Here is a 20,059-nt window from a genome sequence, read left to right as displayed (position 1 = left end):
GGGTCAGCGGATCTCGAGGATCTTCTCCCGCATCGCGTAGACCACGGCCTCCATCCGGGAGTGCAGCTGAAGCTTCTCCAGGATGTTGCGCACGTGGTTCTTCACGGTGTTCTCGGAGATGAACAACTCCTTGGCGATGTCCCGGTTGTTCATGCCCGTGGCGACGAGTTTGAGGACCTCCAGCTCGCGGTCCGTCAGCCGGGGCGCGGGGACGAGCCGGCGCTCGTCGGTGCGCTGGATCATCGACTTGAACTCGGTGAGCAGCTTCGACGCCATGGAGGGGCTGATCTGCGACTGCCCGTCGGCGACGGCGCGGATGGCGGTGGCGACCTCGTCGGTGGAGATCTCCTTGAGCAGGTAGCCGGTCGCGCCCGCCTTGATGGCGTCGTAGAGGTCGGCCTCCTCGTCGCTGATCGTCAGCATGATGATCTTGGCGCTGGGGGCCACCTCCTTGATGGAGGTGCAGGCCTCGATGCCGCCCCGCTTGGGCATCCGCACGTCCATCAGGACGATGTCGGGCAGCAGGTCGGCGGCCTTCTCCACGGCCTCGGCGCCGTCACCGGCCTCGCCGACGACCTGGATGTCCTCCTCGGCGGCGAGCACGATCTCCAGACCGCGGCGGAACAGCGCGTGGTCGTCCACCACAAGGACTCTGATCGGCTCCTTGCGCGGAGTGTCCGCGTCCGGGCCCATGCCGACGACGCCGTCGTCGGCATCCTCGTCCCGCATCGGTCCGAAGCTGTCCGCCATCGCGTTCCTCCCCCTGAAGGCTGTGGCCTGTGGTCCTGACCATCGCCAACCCAAGGCAACGGCCCACCCGTTGGGCCGCTGCCGCCATGATTCCATGCCGCACCGTCACCGGGGTGCAGTGTGCGCGCCGGGCGGTGGCGCGCCGGTGCCCCTGGGGGCGCACTCGCGCACCAGGGGCACCTGCTGTGCTGTCGCCCGGCGGGTCAGCCGCCGAGGGTTCCGCCGGCCTCGGGGGAGTGGTTCTCGGTGACCATCGTGTCGGTCCTGAGGTGGATCACGCCGTAGTCGTAGGCGTGGCGCCGGTAGACGACGCTGGGCTCCTTGGTCTCGGAGTCGACGAAGAGGTAGAAGTCGTGCCCGACCAACTCCATCTCGTAGAGCGCCTGGTCGAGGGTCATGGGGGCGGCCACGTGGGTCTTCTCGCGGACGACCAGCGGCCCGTCGCCCTGGACCTCCAGCGAACCGATCTTCTTGGTGGGGACCGCCTGCTCCTCTTCCCGCGCGGTGCTAGCGCCGGCCCCGTTGAGGGTGGCCACGCCGGGCACGTGGTCGGGGACCTCGGCGGCGGGGATCCTGCGCGCGCCGCGCCGTGAGAAACGCTTGTCGTGCTGTTTGCGCAGTCGGGCGTCGAGCTTCTCCGCTGCCAGGTCGAGCGCCGCGTACGGGTCGCTCGCCGCCGCCTCCGCCCGGATCACCGGTCCGCGGGAGCGGAGCGTGATCTCCACCCGGTCACAGCGGTCGGCCTGTCGGGGGTTGGGCTCCTTGGACACCTCGACGTCGAGGCTCATCACCTTGCCATCGAGCTTCTGGATCTTCTCCAGGTTCAGCTTCTCGGCCACGTGCTTCCGGAACCGCTCGGGCACCTCGGTCTTGCGGCCCTTGACGACGATGTCCACGCAGAACTCCGTTCCCGGATCACTCCGCTTCGCTGCGGATGTGTCTCCCTTTTGCACCAGGCCCCGGTGTCGTCCGGAGCCTCGGACTCGGTGACGTCCACCTCCTCCCCCGTGCGCGAGATCTCCAGTCCACCGGTGCGGGTGATGTCGAAAAAGCCCGCACCACCGCATTCCGATCAGAGGGGTGTGGCCTGCGGCTTTCCCTCACAACCGAACATATCTCGCGCGGACGGATGGCGTCACCCTCTACCGCGACGTACCTCCATTCAGGGGAATTAACCCTCTGATTACCTGCAACGACGTAAGTTCTCAGTCAGTTTCGGTGTATTCCGAACGCATCCGGCGACGCCGCCACAACGGCCGCGCACACCACGCCGGGCGTTCCGCCGACGCTTTCCCCGTCCGCCTCCTTCGCCGTCCGGCCGGGCTGCCGGTCCGCCCCGCTCCACACCGGCGGCGGTGTCCGCCGTTGTTCTGACCCTTCCCATGTCTCACCCAGGTACACGAACGCGGGCCGCGAATTGCTCGATGCCTCCCGGCCCTTTCCGGCCGGTTCCGTTTCCGGGCCGGGCGGCCCTTGTGCGGCCCGGACCGCGCGCGCCGCCTCGGCGAGGGTCGCCCCGGTCGTCATGAGGTCGTCGACCAGCACGATCCGGCCCCGGTGCAGCAGCCGGGCGCTGCCCGGCGCCACCGCGAGGGCGCCCGCGACGTTGGCCAGACGCTGCCTCGAGCCGAGTCCCGACTGGTCGGCCACCGGCCGCCGTTGCCGCAGCGCGGCGAGTACTGCGGCGGGTACCCCCGTGCGCCGCAGCTCACCCGCCGCCGCGTAGGCGATCCGCCGCGCGGGGTCGTGCCCGCGCGCCCGCACGGCCCGCCGGGCGGACGGCACGGGGACGAGCAGTACGGGGGCGCACGCCGCCCTGCCCGTGCCGTCATGGACGCCGGACCGCCCGCGCGCGGCCGGAACTCCCAGTCCTGCCCGTACGGCACCCGCCAGGGCCTCGCCCAGCGGCCGGGCGAGGGCCAGGGCGCCGCGCTCCTTGTGGGCGAGCAGCACGGCGCGCACCTCGTCGGCGTAGGGGGCGGCCGCGTGCACGGGCGGCAGTCCGCGGGGCTCGGGCGCCGGCCGCACCCGGCGTGGCGTCCTGCCGCCCAGCGCCGCACGGCACCGGTCGCAGAGCACGGCGCGGGGCCTGCCGCATCCGCCGCACTCGGCCGGAAGCACCAGGTCGGTGAGGTCCCGCCACCAGCTCCGCATGGGCCCACTGTGCCAACGCCCCGGACACCCGGCCACCCCTGTGGACAACCATGCGACCGGCGCCGGAACCGCTCGAACACCGTGGCGAGAACCGCCCCGCGCGGGGGCCGGCACCCTAAGGACCTGCACCTGCACCCTAAGGACCTGCACCGTAAGAACCGTCCCCGTAAGGACCGGCCCCGCAGGAACGAAACCCGGAGGCCGCTCAGCCCGGATAGACCGGCGCCGCCCCCTCCTTCACCTCCGCCACCTTCTGCCACTGCGCCCCCGACGGCAGCCGCACGATGCCGTCCACCGAGTACGCCACCAGCGGCGCGTTCTCGTCCCCGGCGGCGGTGAGCGCCTTCACGCCGGTCAGCGCGGCGGGCGGCGGCACGTCCGGGGTGGAGCCGTCGACCTCGACGTACTTCATCTGCTCCACGCCGCCGTGCTCGCGGCCGACGACCACGAGCCGGCTGTCACCGGCCCACGACATGGCCGTGACCTGCTCCAGCTCGGGCGTCGCCGAGCGCAGCTCCACCACGGTGACCGTGGGGTGCTCGCCCGGCCCGGCCTCGTCCGGGCCGCTGCGCTCGATGCGTCCGATGAGCAGCGACCGCTGGTCGCCGTTCTCCACGACAAGGGCGATCCGCACCCCGTCGGCGGCCACCCGCACCGCCTGGATCCTGCCCTCCAGACCCGGCGTGCGCACCTGGAGCGGCCGGCCCGCGCCCTCCTCCAGCAGGTAGAGGCCGGGGCGGGCGGGGTTGCGGTCGGCGACCCACAGACCGCCCTGGGCGTCCCAGCTCGGCGGGGTCAGCCGGTCCTGCTCGGTCTCGCCCTGGCTGCGCAGCACCGGCTCGCCGAGCGGGGAGCCCTGCGCCAGCGCGGAGACGAACAGGTCCTGCCCGTTCAGGCCGACGCCGGCCGCCGTGCGCTCGTCCCGCGCGACCGCCACCGACCGCAGGCCCTGCTCGCCCTGTCCGAGCGCGCCGGGCGCCGGTTCGGGGTCGGGGGTGCGGCCGCCGGCGGCGATCCGGACCAGCTTGTGCTCCTGGTCGAGGTAGTACAGGTAGTCGGGCTGGTTGAGCGCGCCCCTGGTGGCCACGGTCTCGGCGCCGTCCTGGGTGAGCGAGCACAGCTGCCCGCCGTCGGCCCGCAGTTCGACCTCCTCCACCGCGGGGCTGAGGTCGCGCAGCGTGAACAGCAGCTGGGCGGCCATCTCCTCGCAGCGGCCGGTGCCGACCTCGGACGCCCGGTCGTTCAGCGGCACGGTGAGCTTGCCCCGGTCGTCCGGGGTGAGCGGCCCGGTGCCCTTCCGCAGCTGGGTGCCGGCCGGAAAGCTCGACCGGACGACGGGGTCGAGCCAGTTCGTCGGGCCGGAGAGCAGCGAGCGCACCATCCGCGTCGTGGGGTCCACGTGCCGGCGCACGTACACGGGGTCGGCGACCGCCATCGGCAGCGACGACCCGTTCACGTCCACGTTCGAGGCGAAGTAGTACTTGTTGAAGGACGTGTAGTTGCGCTGGAAGTCCGACTTGCCCATGACGACGCCCTGCGGCACCGCGTCGATGCGCCACTGGCCGCTCTTGTCGTCCTTCACCAGCCGCACCAGTTCGCTGTAGTGGCCGGAGGAGGGCGCGTACGCCTGCTGCGCGTCCACGGTGGCGAACTTGGTGCCGGTCAGCGTGTACGTCAGGGCGGTGCTGTCCTCGCGGGGCTCCCGGTCGGCGCGGGCGCCGGGCCCGTCGGAGAGCACGGTGGTGGACTGCTCCGGCCGCCAGTACTTGGACGCCTCGGGGGTGAGGTACTGGCGCGCGGTCTTGTAGTCGGCGTCGTCGCTGGTCAGGGCCTCCAGGAAGCCCTGGACTATCTGGGTGGGGGTGGCGTCGTCGCTCGGCGGCATGGCGTACACCCGCACCTGCGTGTCCTGCCGCGGCGTGGACTCCACCCCGCGCAGGTCGCCGCTGTCCGGCATCGAGGCGCACCCGGCCAGCAGGACCGCCCCGCAGGCGGCGTACACCGCAGTCCTGGCCGGTGCTGTCCCCCGCCCGCGCCTCACACGCTCAGCGCCCACGCGTGGCCTCCCCGTCCTTCTCCGCATCGCGCGGTGCACCGTCGCCGCCCTCGCCGCCGGCCGTCGGCCGGTCCGCGTCGCCCGGGCGGGCCTCGTCCGTCCCGCCGTTCGTGCCGGACACCGTGCCCGGCGTCATCCGCGTGCTGCCCGAGCGGGCCACCACGCGCGCGCCGTTGCCGGGCAGGGCGGTGGGGTCGGCCGTGGGCGCCGAGGCGCCGGGCCTGCGGCCCAGCGGGTCGCGGGCGGACTGCGCCGGGTCGTCGGCGCCGGGCCGGCGCACCGGCACCGTGGCGCGCTTCTCGCCGTCGCCGCCGCGCGGCAGTCCCGCGTCGTCGAGGCCGCGGTTGCGCCGCGAGTCCTTGGGTTCCAGGGGTATCGGGGATCCGCGCAGCGGCTCGTCCGCCGTCCGGGGCAGCGTCAGCCGGAACTGCGAGCCGCCGCCCGGCTCGCCCCACGCCTGGAGCCAGCCGCCGTGCAGCCGGGCGTCCTCCAGGGCGATGGACAGCCCCAGGCCCGTACCGCCCGTGGTGCGGGCGCGGGCCGGGTCGGCCCGCCAGAAGCGGCTGAACACGCGCGTGGCCTCGCCGGGCTTGAGCCCGACGCCGTAGTCGCGCACCGCGACCGCCACGGCGCCTCCCGCGGCGGCCAGCTTGACGACGACGTCCCTGCCCTCGCCGTGCTCGACGGCGTTGACGACCAGGTTGCGCAGCACCCGCTCCACGCGCCGCGCGTCGGCCTCGGCGACCACGGGCTGCTGGTCGCCGACGACCTTGATGGCGGTGCCCTTGCGCTCGGCGAGCGGCTCCGCGCCGGTCACCACGCGCCGCACCACCTCGCGCAGGTCGATCGGTTCCGCCTCCAGGGCGGCCGCGCCCGCGTCGAAGCGGCTGATCTCCAGCAGGTCGGCGAGCAGCGACTCGAACCGGTCGAGCTGGTCGGCGAGCAGCTCGGCGGAGCGCGCGGTCACCGGGTCGAAGTCCTCGCGTGCCTCGTGGATGACGTCGGCGGCCATCCGCACGGTGGTCAGCGGCGTGCGCAGCTCGTGCGACACGTCCGACACGAACCGGCGCTGCATCCGCGACAGGTCCTCGAGCTGGCTGATCTTGAGCTGGAGATTCTGCGCCATCTTGTTGAAGGCCTCGCCGAGCCGGGCGATGTCGTCCTCGCCGGTGACCTTCATGCGTTCCTGCAGCCGTCCCGCGGACAGCCGTTCGGCGATCCCGGCGGCCATCCGGACCGGTGTGACCACCTGCCGCACCACGAGCCAGGCGATCGCCCCGAGCAGCACGACCACGAACAGCCCGGCGGTCGCCAGGGTGCCCTTGACCAGGCTCAGTGACTTCTCCTCCTGGGTGAGCGGGAAGAGGTAGTAGAGCTGGTACGGGTCGCCGTTGGGGTCGTTGACCTGCTTGCCGATGACGAGGGCCGGCTGGGACTGCTTCTCCTTCTCGGCGTAGACGATGCGCGTGTAGCTCTGCGCGGCCCCGGTGCTGGTGTCGATGCGCTCGCGCAGCTCCGCGGGGACGCTGGCGGCCGGGTTGACCCCGCCGGAGGCGCGCGGTCCGCGCCCGCTGCCGCTGTCGCCGCCGGAGGGCAGGGTCACCACGTCGAAGGCGCCCTGGCCGCCGCTGGACAGCGAGGCGACGAGGTCGCTCATCCACTGGATGACGCTCTGCGAGGGGCGGCCGTCGGGTGCGGTGCCCTCCTCGCCGGTGACGCTCACGGCCTGCTCGGCCTGCTGCTTGGCCACGGCGAAACCGCCCGTGGCCTGGCTCTGCGACGCCTTCACCTTGGCGTCCAGCAGGCCGTTGCGCACCTGGCCGATGACGACGAAGCCGAGCAGCAGCACGACGCCCAGCGACATCAGCAGCGTCGTGACGACGACCTTGAGCTGGATGTTGCGCCGCCACAGCCGTATGACGGGCAGCAGCGGGCGCCGCACCCAGCGCATGACGAGGCGGACGACCGGGCTGCCCTGGACCCCGCCCTGGAGCAGGTCGCCGTCGAAGAGGTGGCGCCAGCGGAAAGCGGCCGTACCCCGGCCGACAGGCCGCCCCGGACGGTCCCCGGACCGGCCGGGCGCCGAAGCGGCACTGTCACCGGACATGTCAGCTCGGTCCTGCCTTGTATCCGACACCACGGACGGTCACCACGATCTCGGGCTTCTCCGGGTCCTTCTCGACCTTGGAGCGCAGCCGCTGCACATGGACGTTGACCAGGCGGGTGTCCGCAGCGTGGCGGTACCCCCACACCTGCTCCAGCAGCACCTCACGCGTGAACACCTGCCACGGCTTGCGCGCGAGGGCGACCAGCAGGTCGAACTCCAGCGGGGTCAGGGCGATGGACTGCCCGTCCCGCTTCACGGAGTGACCGGCCACGTCGATCACCAGGTCGCCGATGGCGAGCTGCTCCGGTGCCGGCTCCTCGGACCTGCGCAGCCGCGCACGGATCCGGGCGACCAGCTCCTTCGGCTTGAACGGCTTGACGATGTAGTCGTCGGCCCCGGACTCCAGGCCCACCACCACGTCGACGGTGTCGCTCTTCGCCGTGAGCATCACGATCGGCACCCCGGACTCCGCCCTGATCAGGCGGCAGACCTCGATGCCGTCACGGCCGGGGAGCATCAGGTCCAGCAGGACCAGATCCGGCTTGGTCTCACGGAAGGCGGCCAGCGCCTTGTCGCCGTCGGCTACGAAAGACGGCTCAAAACCTTCACCGCGCAGCACGATGCCGAGCATCTCGGCCAGTGCGCTGTCGTCGTCGACGACAAGGACTCGTCCCTTCATAAACGACATCATCCCATTAGCTATTCGTTACCTGGCGTGACCTGGCACACAGGGCGGCCAGAGCCTCGGTGGTCACGGGCGAAACGACGCCCTCTTCGGTGACGACGGCCGTCACCAGCTCCGGCGGTGTCACGTCGAACGCCGGGTTGTACGCGGTCGTCCCCAACGGGGCCACCGGAATCCCGCCTCCCGCCTCCGCTCCGGCCACCGGCACCTGCGGCGCCGTGATCTCTGTCACCTCGTGGCCGGGACGCTGCTCCACCTCGATGGACGCCCCGTCCGGCGTCGAGGGATCCACCGTCGTCACCGGAGCCACCACGATGAACGGCACATGGTGGTACCGCGCGAGCACCGCGAGCGGATAGCTCCCCACCTTGTTCGCCACCGAACCGTCGGCCGCGATGCGGTCCGCCCCGATCAGCACCGCGTCCACCTCGCCCGCCGCGAACAGCGATCCCGCCGCGTTGTCGGTGAGCAGGGTGTACGCCATGCCGCTGCGGGCCGCCTCGTACGCCGTCAGGCGAGCACCTTGCAGCAACGGACGCGTTTCGTCCACCCACAGGCGCCGCAGCCGCCCCGCCCGGTGCGCCGCGAGCGCCACCGCGAAGGCCGTCCCCTCGCCGCCCGACACCAGCGAACCGGTGTTGCAGTGGGTGAGGATCCGGTGCCCGCCGCCGGGCAGCAGCTCGTCGAGGAGAGCCAGCCCGTGCTCCGCCATCCTCGCACTGGCCTCGGCGTCCTCCCGGTGCAGCTGCCGCGCGGCGGCCAGCGCCGCCCCGGCCGCCTGCCGCGGGTCGCCGCCGCCGTCCACCACCGCCCGGTACGCGGAGTGCGCCCGCCGCACCCCGACCGCGAGGTTCACCGCCGTGGGCCGGGCGCTCTCCAGGGCCGCGGCCGCGTCGTCCACGTCGTAGCCCCGCACGGCCGCGAGCGCGACTCCGTACGCGCCCGCGATGCCCAGCAGGGGGGCGCCGCGCACGGCGAGCGAACGGATCGCCTCCACCAGCGCGGGCGCGTCCGTGCAGACCAGCTCGACCTCCTCGGCCGGGAGCCGCGTCTGGTCGAGCAGGACCAGCACCGGGCCTTCGGGAGGCTCCTCCCAGCGCAGTGCCGGCATCCAGGTCGGCCGCTTGTCGTCACCGCTGTGCGCGTACTGATCAGCCATGCCGCCAGTCTGCCCCCTGACCCGCGGACAATAGAAGGCGAGCAGCCCGACCTCGGCGGGCCCACCGGGAAGCACCGCATGGCACGATGGCTGCCCGAGCCGCCACCGGACCGCGGCCGGGCACCGTGAAGGAGCGACGATGAACGACACTCCGGGCTGGGCCTCGCCCGGATCCGCCCCGTCCGACGGGCGGGAACCGGGCGCGTCCGGACCTGCCGGGCCCGACGGCCGTCCCGGTCCCGAGCAGTCCGCCGACCGGCCGCGGCAGTCGGGTGACGCCCCGCGGGAGCCGGGCGTGAAGTGGTCCAAGGACCAGCCCCCGGCCGCCCAGTGGTCCGCGCCCACCGGCACCCCCGGCGCGGGCGGCCCCGGCCAGGCCCCTCCGCCGCCCCCCGGCCCCGGCTGGGGCGCCCCGCCGCCCGGCGGACCCGGCGGCCAGGCCCCCTGGGGAGGCTGGGGCAACGGCTGGGGAGGCCCAGCGCCCGCGGCGAAGCCCGGCGTCATCCCGCTGCGCCCCCTCGGCGTCGGCGAGCTCCTCGACGGCGCCGTGTCGACCATGCGCACCTACTGGCGCACGGTCCTCGGCATCTCGCTGACCCTCGCCGTCCTCACCGAGATCGCCGCCGTGCTGCTGCAGGGCTTCGTCCTCGGCGACGCCGACACCGAGGTGCTCGACGACCCGAGCGCCACCCTCGGCGAACTCACCGACGTCATGGGCGACCTGCTGCTCAGCTCCGCCGCCCTCTACGGCATCACCCTGATCGGCACGGTCGCGGCGACCGCCCTGCTCACCACCGTCACCAGCCGTGCCGTGCTCGGCCGCCCGGTGACCACCGGCGAGGCCTGGCGCGACGCCCGCCCGCAGGTCCTCAAGCTGTTCGGCCTGATCCTCCTGCTCGGGCTCATCGCGGTGGGCATCGCCGCCGTCGGCGCGCTGCCCGGCATCCTCGTCAGCGTCTCGGCCGGCGCCGAGGTGGGCTTCGGACTGACCTTGCTGGGCCTGCTCGCGGCGGCCGTGTTCGCCGCCTGGCTCATGGTCCGCCTCTCGCTGGCCTCGCCCGCGCTGATGCTGGAGAAGCAGGGCATCGTCAGGGCGATGCGCCGCTCCGCCCGGCTGGTGCGGGGCTCCTGGTGGCGGGTCTTCGGCATCCAGCTGCTCGCCGCGATCATCGCCTACGTCGTCGCGGCGATCATCGTCATCCCCTTCACGTTCCTCGCCGCCGCGTTCAGCGGCGAAGGCGTCACCGGCTTCGTGAACACCACCGGCGGGGACATCGGCTGGACGTTCCTGATCATCAGCGGCGTCGGCTCGGTGATCGGCTCCATGATCACGTTCCCCATCACCGCAGGCGTCACCGTGCTCCTCTACATGGACCAGCGGATCCGCCGCGAGGCCCTCGACCTCGAACTGGCCCGAGCGGCCGGCGTCCAGGACCACGGCGCCACCGGCGGGAGCTGATGCGGTGACCGTCACGGGGGGAGTTCTCCAGGCCGTACCGGCCCTGCCGACGGCCGCCGACACCGCCGTACGCCTGCTGGCGCGCGGCGACGACGAACCGCCCGTCACCCTCCCGCGCGACCCCGCGCGGGAGGCCGCCCGGCGCGAGCTGTCGAAGCAGATGTACCACGAGAACGACCCCAGCTGGCTCCAGCGGGCGCTGGAGACCTTCTGGGACTGGGTCGACGACCTCCTGGGCGCCGCGTCCACGGCGACACCCGGCGGCGCGCTCGGCCTCGTCGTCATCGTCGTCGCCGTGCTCGCCGTCGCGGCCGCCCTCTGGTGGCGCCTCGGCACCCCCCGCCGCCGCCCCGTCACCGTCCCCGCCCTGTTCGACGACCGCCCCCGCAGCGCCGCCGAGCACCGCGCCGCCGCCGAGGCGCACGCCGCCCAGGGCCACTGGAACCAGGCCGTGCAGGAACGCATGCGGGCCGTCGTCCGCGCCCTGGAGGAACGCGCCCTCCTCGACCCCCGCCCCGGCCGCACCGCCGACGAGGCCGCCGCCGAGGCCGGCCGGGCCCTGCCCGCCCACACCGACCGGCTGCGCACCGCCGCCCGCGACTTCGACGACGTCACGTACGGCGGCCGGACCGCCTCCGAGGGCACGTACCGCAGGCTCGCCGCCCTCGACGGCGACCTGGAGCGCGCCAAGCCCGCCCTCGCCGGCACGCACCCCGACGCCCGCCAGGGGGCCACCGGATGACGACGGAGGTCACCTCGCCGCCCACCTCGGCCTCCCCCACCGCCCGCCAGGTGTGGACCCGCAGCCGGGGCGTGGCCCTCGCGCTGGTGCTGCTCGTCGTGGCGGCCGTCGCCATCGCCGTCGTCCGCTCCGACGCCCGGCACGGCCGGCTCGACCCGCGCTCCGCCGCCCCCTCCGGCAGCCGCGCCGTCGCCGAGCTCCTCGCCGAGCGGGGCGTCGACACCCGCGTGGTCACCACCCTCGCCGAGGCCGCCGACGCGGCAGGACCCGACACCACCCTGCTGGTCGCCGTGCCGGACCTGCTGACACCCCGCCAGCAGACACGGCTGCGCACGGCCACCGAGGACTCCGGCGGCCGCACCGTCCTGGTCGCCTCCGGCGTCGCCTCCGTGGAGCGCCTCGTCCCCGGCGTCATGGCCGACCCGGCCAACAGCCTCGACTCCACCCTCGAACCGGACTGCGACCTCCCCGCCGCCGTACGCGCGGGCAGCGCCGACACGGGCGGCATCCGCTACTCCTCCGCCCATCCCGACGCCGACGAGTGCTACCGCAGCCACCGCCTGGCGACCCTGCTGCGCGTCCCCGCCCCCTCCGGCTCAGGCGACACCGTCCTCCTCGGGGCCCCCGACATCCTCCTCAACGACCGCCTGGACGAGCACGGCAACGCCTCGCTGGCGCTCCAGCTCCTCGGCTCCCGCCCCCATCTCGTCTGGTACCTCCCCACCCCCGCCGACGCCACCGCCGGCACCGAGGACGAGAAGAGCTTCTTCGACCTCCTCCCCTCCGGCTGGCTCTGGGGCACCCTCCAGCTGTTCGTCGCCGCCGCCCTGGCCGCCCTGTGGCGGGCACGCCGGCTCGGCCCCCTCGTCCCCGAGAAACTGCCCGTGGCGATCCGCGCCTCCGAGACGGTCGAAGGCCGCGCCCGCCTCTACCGCAAGGCCGACGCCCGCGACCGCGCCGCCCTCGCCCTGCGCTCCGCCACCCGCGTCCGCCTCGCCCCTCTCGTCGGCGTCCCCGGCACCCAGGCGCACGCGCCCGAGGCCCTGCTGCCCGCACTGTCCGCCCGCCTCGACGGCGACGGACCGTCCCCCCACACGCTTCTGTTCGGCCCGCCCCCCGGCGACGACGCGGCTCTGATCCGGCTCGCCGACCAACTCGACGCCCTCGAAAGGCAGGTACGCCGTCCATGATGGACCCGACCACCGACAACGCCGCGCCCACCGGCGACCCGGCCGCCGCCCGGGCCGCCCTGGAGGCCCTGCGCGCGGAGATCGCCAAGGCCGTGGTCGGCCAGGACCCCGCCGTGACCGGCCTCGTCGTCGCCCTGCTCTGCCGCGGCCACGTCCTCCTCGAGGGAGTCCCCGGCGTCGCCAAGACCCTGCTGATCCGCTCCCTCGCCGCCGCACTCGAACTCGACACCAAGCGTGTCCAGTTCACCCCCGACCTGATGCCGAGCGACGTCACCGGCTCGTTGGTCTACGACGCCCGCACCGCCGAGTTCTCCTTCCAGCCCGGCCCGGTCTTCACGAACCTCCTCCTCGCGGACGAGATCAACCGCACGCCCCCGAAGACCCAGTCCTCCCTGCTGGAGGCCATGGAGGAACGCCAGGTCACCGTCGACGGCACGCCGCGCGCCCTCCCCGACCCGTTCCTGGTCGCCGCGACCCAGAACCCCGTCGAGTACGAGGGCACCTACCCCCTGCCCGAGGCGCAGCTCGACCGCTTCCTCCTCAAGCTGACGATCCCCCTGCCGTCCCGTCAGGACGAGATCGACGTCCTCACCCGGCACGCCCAGGGCTTCGACCCGCGCGACCTGCGCGCCGCCGGCGTACGCCCCGTCGCGACCGCCGCCGACCTGGAGGCCGCCCGCCGAGCGGTCGCCGCCACCACCGTCTCCCCCGAGATCACCGCGTACGTCGTCGACGTGTGCCGCGCCACCCGCGAGTCGCCGTCCCTCACTCTCGGCGTCTCCCCGCGAGGCGCCACCGCGCTGCTCGCGACCGCCCGCGCCTGGGCGTGGCTGACCGGCCGCGACTACGTGATCCCCGACGACGTGAAGGCCCTCGCCCTGCCCACGCTCCGCCATCGCATACAGCTGCGCCCGGAGGCCGAGATGGAGGGCGTGACGGCCGACTCGGTCATCAACGCGGTCCTCTCCCACGTCCCCGTCCCCCGCTGATGGCTCCCACCGGACGCGCCGCCCTGCTCGCGGCCCTCGGCTCCCTCCCCGTCGGCATCTGGGAACCCGGCTGGACGGGTCTCCTCGCCGTCAACGTGCCCCTCGCGGTGGCCTGCGCCTGCGACTACGCCCTGGCCGCCCCGGTCCGCACCCTCGGCCTGGCCCGATCCGGCGACACCTCCGTACGCCTCGGCGACACCGCCGACGTCACCCTGACGGTCACCAACCCGTCCCGCCGCCCGCTGCGCGCCCGTCTCCGCGACGCCTGGCCGCCGAGCAGCTGGACGCCCGGCACGGAGACGGAGGCGTCCCGGCACCGGCTGACCATCCCCGCGGGGGAACGCCGCCGCGTGACGACCCGCCTGCGCCCGACCCGCCGGGGCGACCGCCAGGCGGACCGCGTCACTGTCCGCTCCTACGGTCCGCTCGGCCTGTTCACCCGCCAGGGCACCCACAAAGTGCCGTGGACGGTTCGCGTCCTGCCGCCGTTCACCAGCCGCAAGCACCTGCCGTCCAAGCTGGCGCGCCTGCGCGAACTGGACGGCCGCACCAGCGTCCTGACGCGGGGGGAGGGCACCGAGTTCGACAGCCTCCGCGCCTACGTCCCGGGCGACGACACCCGCTCCATCGACTGGCGCGCCACCGCCCGGCAGTCGGAGGTCGCGGTACGCACCTGGCGCCCGGAGCGCGACCGGCACATCCTGCTCGTCCTCGACACCGGCCGCACCTCGGCGGGCCGTGTGGGCGACGCACCGCGCCTGGACGCCTCCATGGACGCGGCCCTGCTCCTCGCCGCCCTGGCCTCCCGTGCCGGCGACCGCGTCGACCTGCTGGCCTACGACCGCCGGGTACGCGCCCTGGTACAGGGCCACGCGTCCGGCGATCTCCTGCCGTCGCTGGTGAACGCGATGGCCACGCTGGAACCCGAGCTGGTGGAGACGGACGCCCGCGGCCTGACGGCGGCGGCACTCCGAACGGCCTCACGCCGCTCCCTGATCGTGCTTCTGACGACGCTGGACGCGACACCGGTGGAGGAGGGCCTGCTGCCTGTCCTGAGCCGCCTGACACAGCGCCACACGGTCCTGCTGGCCTCGGTGGCCGACCCGCATGTCGCGTCCATGGCGGGGGGTCGTGGAGACGTGGACGCGGTGTACGAGGCCGCGGCTGCCGCACAGGCCCACACGGAACGCGACCGCACAGCCGAACAGCTCCGCCGCCGCGGGGTGACGGTCGTGGACGCGACCCCGGAGGAACTGGCGCCGGCACTGGCGGACGCGTATCTGGCGCTGAAGTCGGCGGGGCGGCTGTAGGACGAGAGCGGGCGCGGGGGACGGCCCCGTAACGCAGAAAGCCCCCGTGCCGAATGGCACGGGGGCTTTCTCAAGAATTGTTCGGCGGCGTCCTACTCTCCCACAGGGTCCCCCCTGCAGTACCATCGGCGCTGTAAGGCTTAGCTTCCGGGTTCGGAATGTAACCGGGCGTTTCCCCTACGCTATGACCACCGAAACACTATGAAACTGACAACCGCACCATGCCGTGACCATGGCATGGGGTTGTTCGTGGTTTCAGAACCAACACAGTGGACGCGAGCAACTGAGGACAAGCCCTCGGCCTATTAGTACCGGTCAACTCCACACGTTACCGTGCTTCCATATCCGGCCTATCAACCCAGTCGTCTACTGGGAGCCTTACCCTCTCTAGGAGGTGGGAGTCCTCATCTCGAAGCAGGCTTCCCGCTTAGATGCTTTCAGCGGTTATCCCTCCCGAACGTAGCCAACCAGCCATGCCCTTGGCAGAACAACTGGCACACCAGAGGTTCGTCCGTCCCGGTCCTCTCGTACTAGGGACAGCCCTTCTCAAGACTCCTACGCGCACAGCGGATAGGGACCGAACTGTCTCACGACGTTCTAAACCCAGCTCGCGTACCGCTTTAATGGGCGAACAGCCCAACCCTTGGGACCGACTCCAGCCCCAGGATGCGACGAGCCGACATCGAGGTGCCAAACCATCCCGTCGATATGGACTCTTGGGGAAGATCAGCCTGTTATCCCCGGGGTACCTTTTATCCGTTGAGCGACGGCGCTTCCACAAGCCACCGCCGGATCACTAGTCCCGACTTTCGTCCCTGCTCGACCCGTCGGTCTCACAGTCAAGCTCCCTTGTGCACTTACACTCAACACCTGATTGCCAACCAGGCTGAGGGAACCTTTGGGCGCCTCCGTTACCCTTTAGGAGGCAACCGCCCCAGTTAAACTACCCATCAGACACTGTCCCTGATCCGGATCACGGACCCAGGTTAGACATCCAGCACGACCAGACTGGTATTTCAACGACGACTCCACCCGAACTGGCGTCCGAGCTTCACAGTCTCCCAGCTATCCTACACAAGCCGAACCGAACACCAATATCAAACTGTAGTAAAGGTCCCGGGGTCTTTCCGTCCTGCTGCGCGAAACGAGCATCTTTACTCGTAGTGCAATTTCACCGGGCCTATGGTTGAGACAGTCGAGAAGTCGTTACGCCATTCGTGCAGGTCGGAACTTACCCGACAAGGAATTTCGCTACCTTAGGATGGTTATAGTTACCACCGCCGTTTACTGGCGCTTAAGTTCTCAGCTTCGCCCACCCGAAAGTGAGCTAACCGGTCCCCTTAACGTTCCAGCACCGGGCAGGCGTCAGTCCGTATACATCGCCTTACGGCTTCGCACGGACCTGTGTTTTTAGTAAACAGTCGCTTCTCGCTGGTCTCTGCGGCCACCCCCAGCTCTAGCAGCAAGTGCTATCACCAGGTGTGGCCCCCCTTCTCCCGAAGTTACGGGGGCATTTTGCCGAGTTCCTTAACCATAGTTCACCCGAACGCCTCGGTATTCTCTACCTGACCACCTGAGTCGGTTTAGGGTACGGGCCGCCATGAAACTCGCTAGAGGCTTTTCTCGACAGCATAGGATCATCCACTTCACCACAATCGGCTCGGCATCAGGTCTCAGACACATGGTGTGCGGATTTGCCTACACACCGTCCTACACCCTTACCCCGGGACAACCACCGCCCGGGATGGACTACCTTCCTGCGTCACCCCATCACTCACCTACTACCAGCTCGGGTCACCGGCTCCACCACTCCGACCTCGTCCGAAGACTCAGCCGGCGGCTTCACGGGCTTAGCATCACTGGATTCGATGTTTGACGCTTCACAGCGGGTACCGGAATATCAACCGGTTATCCATCGACTACGCCTGTCGGCCTCGCCTTAGGTCCCGACTTACCCTGGGCAGATCAGCTTGACCCAGGAACCCTTAGTCAATCGGCGCACACGTTTCTCACGTGTGAATCGCTACTCATGCCTGCATTCTCACTCGTCAACCGTCCACAACTCGCTTCCGCGGCTGCTTCACCCGGCAGACGACGCTCCCCTACCCATCACAGCACCCGTTGGGGCTATCTGCTGCAATGACACGACTTCGGCGGTACGCTTGAGCCCCGCTACATTGTCGGCGCGGAATCACTAGACCAGTGAGCTATTACGCACTCTTTCAAGGGTGGCTGCTTCTAAGCCAACCTCCTGGTTGTCTGTGCGACTCCACATCCTTTCCCACTTAGCGTACGCTTAGGGGCCTTAGTCGATGCTCTGGGCTGTTTCCCTCTCGACCATGGAGCTTATCCCCCACAGTCTCACTGCCGCGCTCTCACTTACCGGCATTCGGAGTTTGGCTAAGGTCAGTAACCCGGTAGGGCCCATCGCCTATCCAGTGCTCTACCTCCGGCAAGAAACACACGACGCTGCACCTAAATGCATTTCGGGGAGAACCAGCTATCACGGAGTTTGATTGGCCTTTCACCCCTAACCACAGGTCATCCCCCAGGTTTTCAACCCTGGTGGGTTCGGTCCTCCACGAAGTCTTACCTCCGCTTCAACCTGCCCATGGCTAGATCACTCCGCTTCGGGTCTTGAGCGTGCTACTGAAACGCCCTGTTCGGACTCGCTTTCGCTACGGCTTCCCCACCCGGGTTAACCTCGCAACACACCGCAAACTCGCAGGCTCATTCTTCAAAAGGCACGCAGTCACGAGAACAAGGCAAGCCTTGTTCCGACGCTCCCACGGCTTGTAGGCACACGGTTTCAGGTACTATTTCACTCCGCTCCCGCGGTACTTTTCACCATTCCCTCACGGTACTATCCGCTATCGGTCACCAGGGAATATTTAGGCTTAGCGGGTGGTCCCGCCAGATTCACACGGGATTTCTCGGGCCCCGTGCTACTTGGGTGTCTCTCAAACGAGCCGCTGACGTTTCGACTACGGGGGTCTTACCCTCTACGCCGGACCTTTCGCATGTCCTTCGCCTACATCAACGGTTTCTGACTCGTCTCATGGCCGGCAGACCATGAAAGAGAGATCCCACAACCCCGAATGCGCAACCCCTGCCGGGTCTCACACGCATACGGTTTGGCCTCATCCGGTTTCGCTCGCCACTACTCCCGGAATCACGGTTGTTTTCTCTTCCTGCGGGTACTGAGATGTTTCACTTCCCCGCGTTCCCTCCACTTGCCCTATGTGTTCAGGCAAGGGTGACAGCCCATGACGACTGCCGGGTTTCCCCATTCGGACACCCCCGGATCAAAGCCTGGTTGACGACTCCCCGGGGCCTATCGTGGCCTCCCACGTCCTTCATCGGTTCCTGGTGCCAAGGCATCCACCGTGCGCCCTTAAAAACTTGGCCACAGATGCTCGCGTCCACTGTGCAGTTCTCAAACAACGACCAACCACCCGTCACAACCCACCGAAGCAGATCTTTACCGGGGCCGGCACTGAAGGCGACCATGCGGCCGAACCCTCAGACACCCAACAGCGTGCCCGACACAGTCAGTTGACCAGATCAGCGTTCCACGCCCCGAAGAGCAGTACTAGCGCCTGGTCCATCCTGGACCGTGCCGAGTAGTCAACGTTCCACCCATGAGCAACCAGCATCAGACGTTCGCCGATGTACTGGCCTCTGACCCGGACAAGTCCGAGTAAGAAGTGCTCCTTAGAAAGGAGGTGATCCAGCCGCACCTTCCGGTACGGCTACCTTGTTACGACTTCGTCCCAATCGCCAGTCCCACCTTCGACAGCTCCCTCCCACAAGGGGTTGGGCCACCGGCTTCGGGTGTTACCGACTTTCGTGACGTGACGGGCGGTGTGTACAAGGCCCGGGAACGTATTCACCGCAGCAATGCTGATCTGCGATTACTAGCGACTCCGACTTCATGGGGTCGAGTTGCAGACCCCAATCCGAACTGAGACCGGCTTTTTGAGATTCGCTCCACCTCGCGGTATCGCAGCTCATTGTACCGGCCATTGTAGCACGTGTGCAGCCCAAGACATAAGGGGCATGATGACTTGACGTCGTCCCCACCTTCCTCCGAGTTGACCCCGGCGGTCTCCCGTGAGTCCCCAGCACCACAAGGGCCTGCTGGCAACACGGGACAAGGGTTGCGCTCGTTGCGGGACTTAACCCAACATCTCACGACACGAGCTGACGACAGCCATGCACCACCTGTACACCGACCACAAGGGGGACCCTGTCTCCAGGGTTTTCCGGTGTATGTCAAGCCTTGGTAAGGTTCTTCGCGTTGCGTCGAATTAAGCCACATGCTCCGCCGCTTGTGCGGGCCCCCGTCAATTCCTTTGAGTTTTAGCCTTGCGGCCGTACTCCCCAGGCGGGGCACTTAATGCGTTAGCTGCGGCACGGACGACGTGGAATGTCGCCCACACCTAGTGCCCACCGTTTACGGCGTGGACTACCAGGGTATCTAATCCTGTTCGCTCCCCACGCTTTCGCTCCTCAGCGTCAGTATCGGCCCAGAGATCCGCCTTCGCCACCGGTGTTCCTCCTGATATCTGCGCATTTCACCGCTACACCAGGAATTCCGATCTCCCCTACCGAACTCTAGCCTGCCCGTATCGACTGCAGACCCGGGGTTAAGCCCCGGGCTTTCACAACCGACGCGACAAGCCGCCTACGAGCTCTTTACGCCCAATAATTCCGGACAACGCTCGCGCCCTACGTATTACCGCGGCTGCTGGCACGTAGTTAGCCGGCGCTTCTTCTGCAGGTACCGTCACTTTCGCTTCTTCCCTGCTGAAAGAGGTTTACAACCCGAAGGCCGTCATCCCTCACGCGGCGTCGCTGCATCAGGCTTTCGCCCATTGTGCAATATTCCCCACTGCTGCCTCCCGTAGGAGTCTGGGCCGTGTCTCAGTCCCAGTGTGGCCGGTCGCCCTCTCAGGCCGGCTACCCGTCGTCGCCTTGGTGAGCCATTACCTCACCAACAAGCTGATAGGCCGCGGGCTCATCCTGCACCGCCGGAGCTTTCGATCACCAAGGATGCCCAAGATGATCAGTATCCGGTATTAGACCCCGTTTCCAGGGCTTGTCCCAGAGTGCAGGGCAGATTGCCCACGTGTTACTCACCCGTTCGCCACTAATCCCCTCCCGAAGGAGGTTCATCGTTCGACTTGCATGTGTTAAGCACGCCGCCAGCGTTCGTCCTGAGCCAGGATCAAACTCTCCGTGAATGTTTACCCGTGATCGGGTGCACACATCACGAGAGCGGAACATCGGGAGGAATAGTCCCGACGTTCACAGCGTCCTCGCTGTGTTTTCTTCAAAGGAACCTCGACCATCCGAACCGGATGGACGGGGTATCAACATATCTGGCGTTGACTTTTGGCACGCTGTTGAGTTCTCAAGGAACGGACGCTTCCTTTGTACTCACCCTCTCGGGCTT

The 20,059-nt window shown here is 69.5% G+C and carries 12 protein-coding genes and 3 rRNA genes; 5 read left to right on the top strand and 10 right to left on the bottom strand.

The window, feature by feature from the left end; translation table 11 throughout:
• Positions 1–3: 3 nt before the first annotated feature.
• The 7 genes from ELQ39_RS19505 to mtnA form a co-directional block, all read right to left on the bottom strand.
• Complete coding sequence (locus tag ELQ39_RS19505; RefSeq protein WP_006132445.1) at positions 4–750, bottom strand: response regulator; 747 nt, start codon at positions 748–750, stop codon at positions 4–6.
• Positions 751–953: 203 nt separating this feature from the next.
• The gene (hpf, locus tag ELQ39_RS19500; RefSeq protein WP_190000911.1) at positions 954–1,646 is read right to left on the bottom strand and encodes a ribosome hibernation-promoting factor, HPF/YfiA family; all 693 of its coding nucleotides are present in this window, start codon (positions 1,644–1,646) and stop codon (positions 954–956) included.
• Between the two features lie 313 nt (positions 1,647–1,959).
• A complete protein-coding gene (locus ELQ39_RS19495; protein ID WP_242593077.1) occupies positions 1,960–2,904 on the bottom strand; it encodes a ComF family protein in 945 nt (314 codons plus the stop codon).
• A 205-nt stretch (positions 2,905–3,109) separates the two neighbouring features.
• The gene (locus ELQ39_RS19490) at positions 3,110–4,960 is read right to left on the bottom strand and encodes an LpqB family beta-propeller domain-containing protein (protein WP_242593075.1); all 1,851 of its coding nucleotides are present in this window, start codon (positions 4,958–4,960) and stop codon (positions 3,110–3,112) included.
• Positions 4,950–7,067 (bottom strand): MtrAB system histidine kinase MtrB, encoded by a 2,118-nt coding sequence (gene mtrB / locus ELQ39_RS19485; protein WP_242593072.1) that lies wholly within the window; start codon positions 7,065–7,067, stop codon positions 4,950–4,952. Before mtrB ends, ELQ39_RS19490 begins: the two co-directional genes overlap by 11 nt.
• Position 7,068: 1 nt before the next feature.
• Positions 7,069–7,758 carry a two-component system response regulator MtrA gene (mtrA, locus tag ELQ39_RS19480; protein WP_004987303.1) on the bottom strand — a complete coding sequence of 230 codons (690 nt, stop codon included), beginning with the start codon at positions 7,756–7,758 and terminating at the stop codon, positions 7,069–7,071.
• Between the two features lie 4 nt (positions 7,759–7,762).
• Positions 7,763–8,911 (bottom strand): S-methyl-5-thioribose-1-phosphate isomerase, encoded by a 1,149-nt coding sequence (gene mtnA / locus ELQ39_RS19475; RefSeq protein ID WP_190000915.1) that lies wholly within the window; start codon positions 8,909–8,911, stop codon positions 7,763–7,765.
• A 139-nt stretch (positions 8,912–9,050) separates the two neighbouring features.
• Here mtnA and ELQ39_RS19470 point away from each other — a divergent pair, with 139 nt between their 5' ends.
• Genes ELQ39_RS19470 through ELQ39_RS19450 form a run of 5 tightly spaced genes read left to right on the top strand, consistent with a single transcriptional unit; the run spans position 9,051 to position 14,601 of the window.
• Positions 9,051–10,370, top strand: a complete 1,320-nt coding sequence (locus ELQ39_RS19470; protein ID WP_242593070.1) for a glycerophosphoryl diester phosphodiesterase membrane domain-containing protein — start codon at positions 9,051–9,053, stop codon at positions 10,368–10,370.
• A gap of 4 nt (positions 10,371–10,374) precedes the next feature.
• Positions 10,375–11,112: a DUF4129 domain-containing protein gene (locus tag ELQ39_RS19465; protein ID WP_190000917.1), complete on the top strand. Its 738-nt coding sequence runs from the start codon at positions 10,375–10,377 to the stop codon at positions 11,110–11,112.
• Positions 11,109–12,302 (top strand): DUF4350 domain-containing protein, encoded by a 1,194-nt coding sequence (locus ELQ39_RS19460; protein WP_242593048.1) that lies wholly within the window; start codon positions 11,109–11,111, stop codon positions 12,300–12,302. The genes ELQ39_RS19465 and ELQ39_RS19460 overlap by 4 nt, the downstream gene beginning before the upstream one ends.
• Positions 12,302–13,291: an AAA family ATPase gene (locus ELQ39_RS19455; protein WP_019526563.1), complete on the top strand. Its 990-nt coding sequence runs from the start codon at positions 12,302–12,304 to the stop codon at positions 13,289–13,291. Before ELQ39_RS19460 ends, ELQ39_RS19455 begins: the two co-directional genes overlap by 1 nt.
• Positions 13,291–14,601 (top strand): DUF58 domain-containing protein, encoded by a 1,311-nt coding sequence (locus tag ELQ39_RS19450; RefSeq protein WP_242593046.1) that lies wholly within the window; start codon positions 13,291–13,293, stop codon positions 14,599–14,601. Before ELQ39_RS19455 ends, ELQ39_RS19450 begins: the two co-directional genes overlap by 1 nt.
• A 79-nt stretch (positions 14,602–14,680) precedes the next feature.
• Here ELQ39_RS19450 and rrf read toward each other — a convergent pair.
• The 3 genes from rrf to ELQ39_RS19435 all read right to left on the bottom strand — a co-directional run bounded on the left by rrf (position 14,681) and on the right by ELQ39_RS19435 (position 19,847).
• A 5S ribosomal RNA gene (gene rrf / locus ELQ39_RS19445) occupies positions 14,681–14,797 on the bottom strand.
• An 89-nt stretch (positions 14,798–14,886) separates the two neighbouring features.
• Positions 14,887–18,009: ribosomal RNA gene (locus tag ELQ39_RS19440) — 23S ribosomal RNA — on the bottom strand.
• 310 nt (positions 18,010–18,319) lie between these two features.
• Positions 18,320–19,847 (bottom strand): 16S ribosomal RNA (locus tag ELQ39_RS19435).
• Together the 16S, 23S and 5S rRNA genes form the textbook arrangement of a ribosomal RNA operon.
• Between the last annotated feature and the right edge of the window lie 212 nt (positions 19,848–20,059).

It is taken from the genome of Streptomyces sp. GB4-14, assembly GCF_022696125.1.
GTDB classification, from domain to species: Bacteria; Actinomycetota; Actinomycetes; order Streptomycetales; family Streptomycetaceae; genus Streptomyces; species Streptomyces werraensis.
The sequence above is the reverse complement of the archived record's forward strand: the minus strand, read 5'-3'. Positions and strand labels throughout refer to the sequence as shown.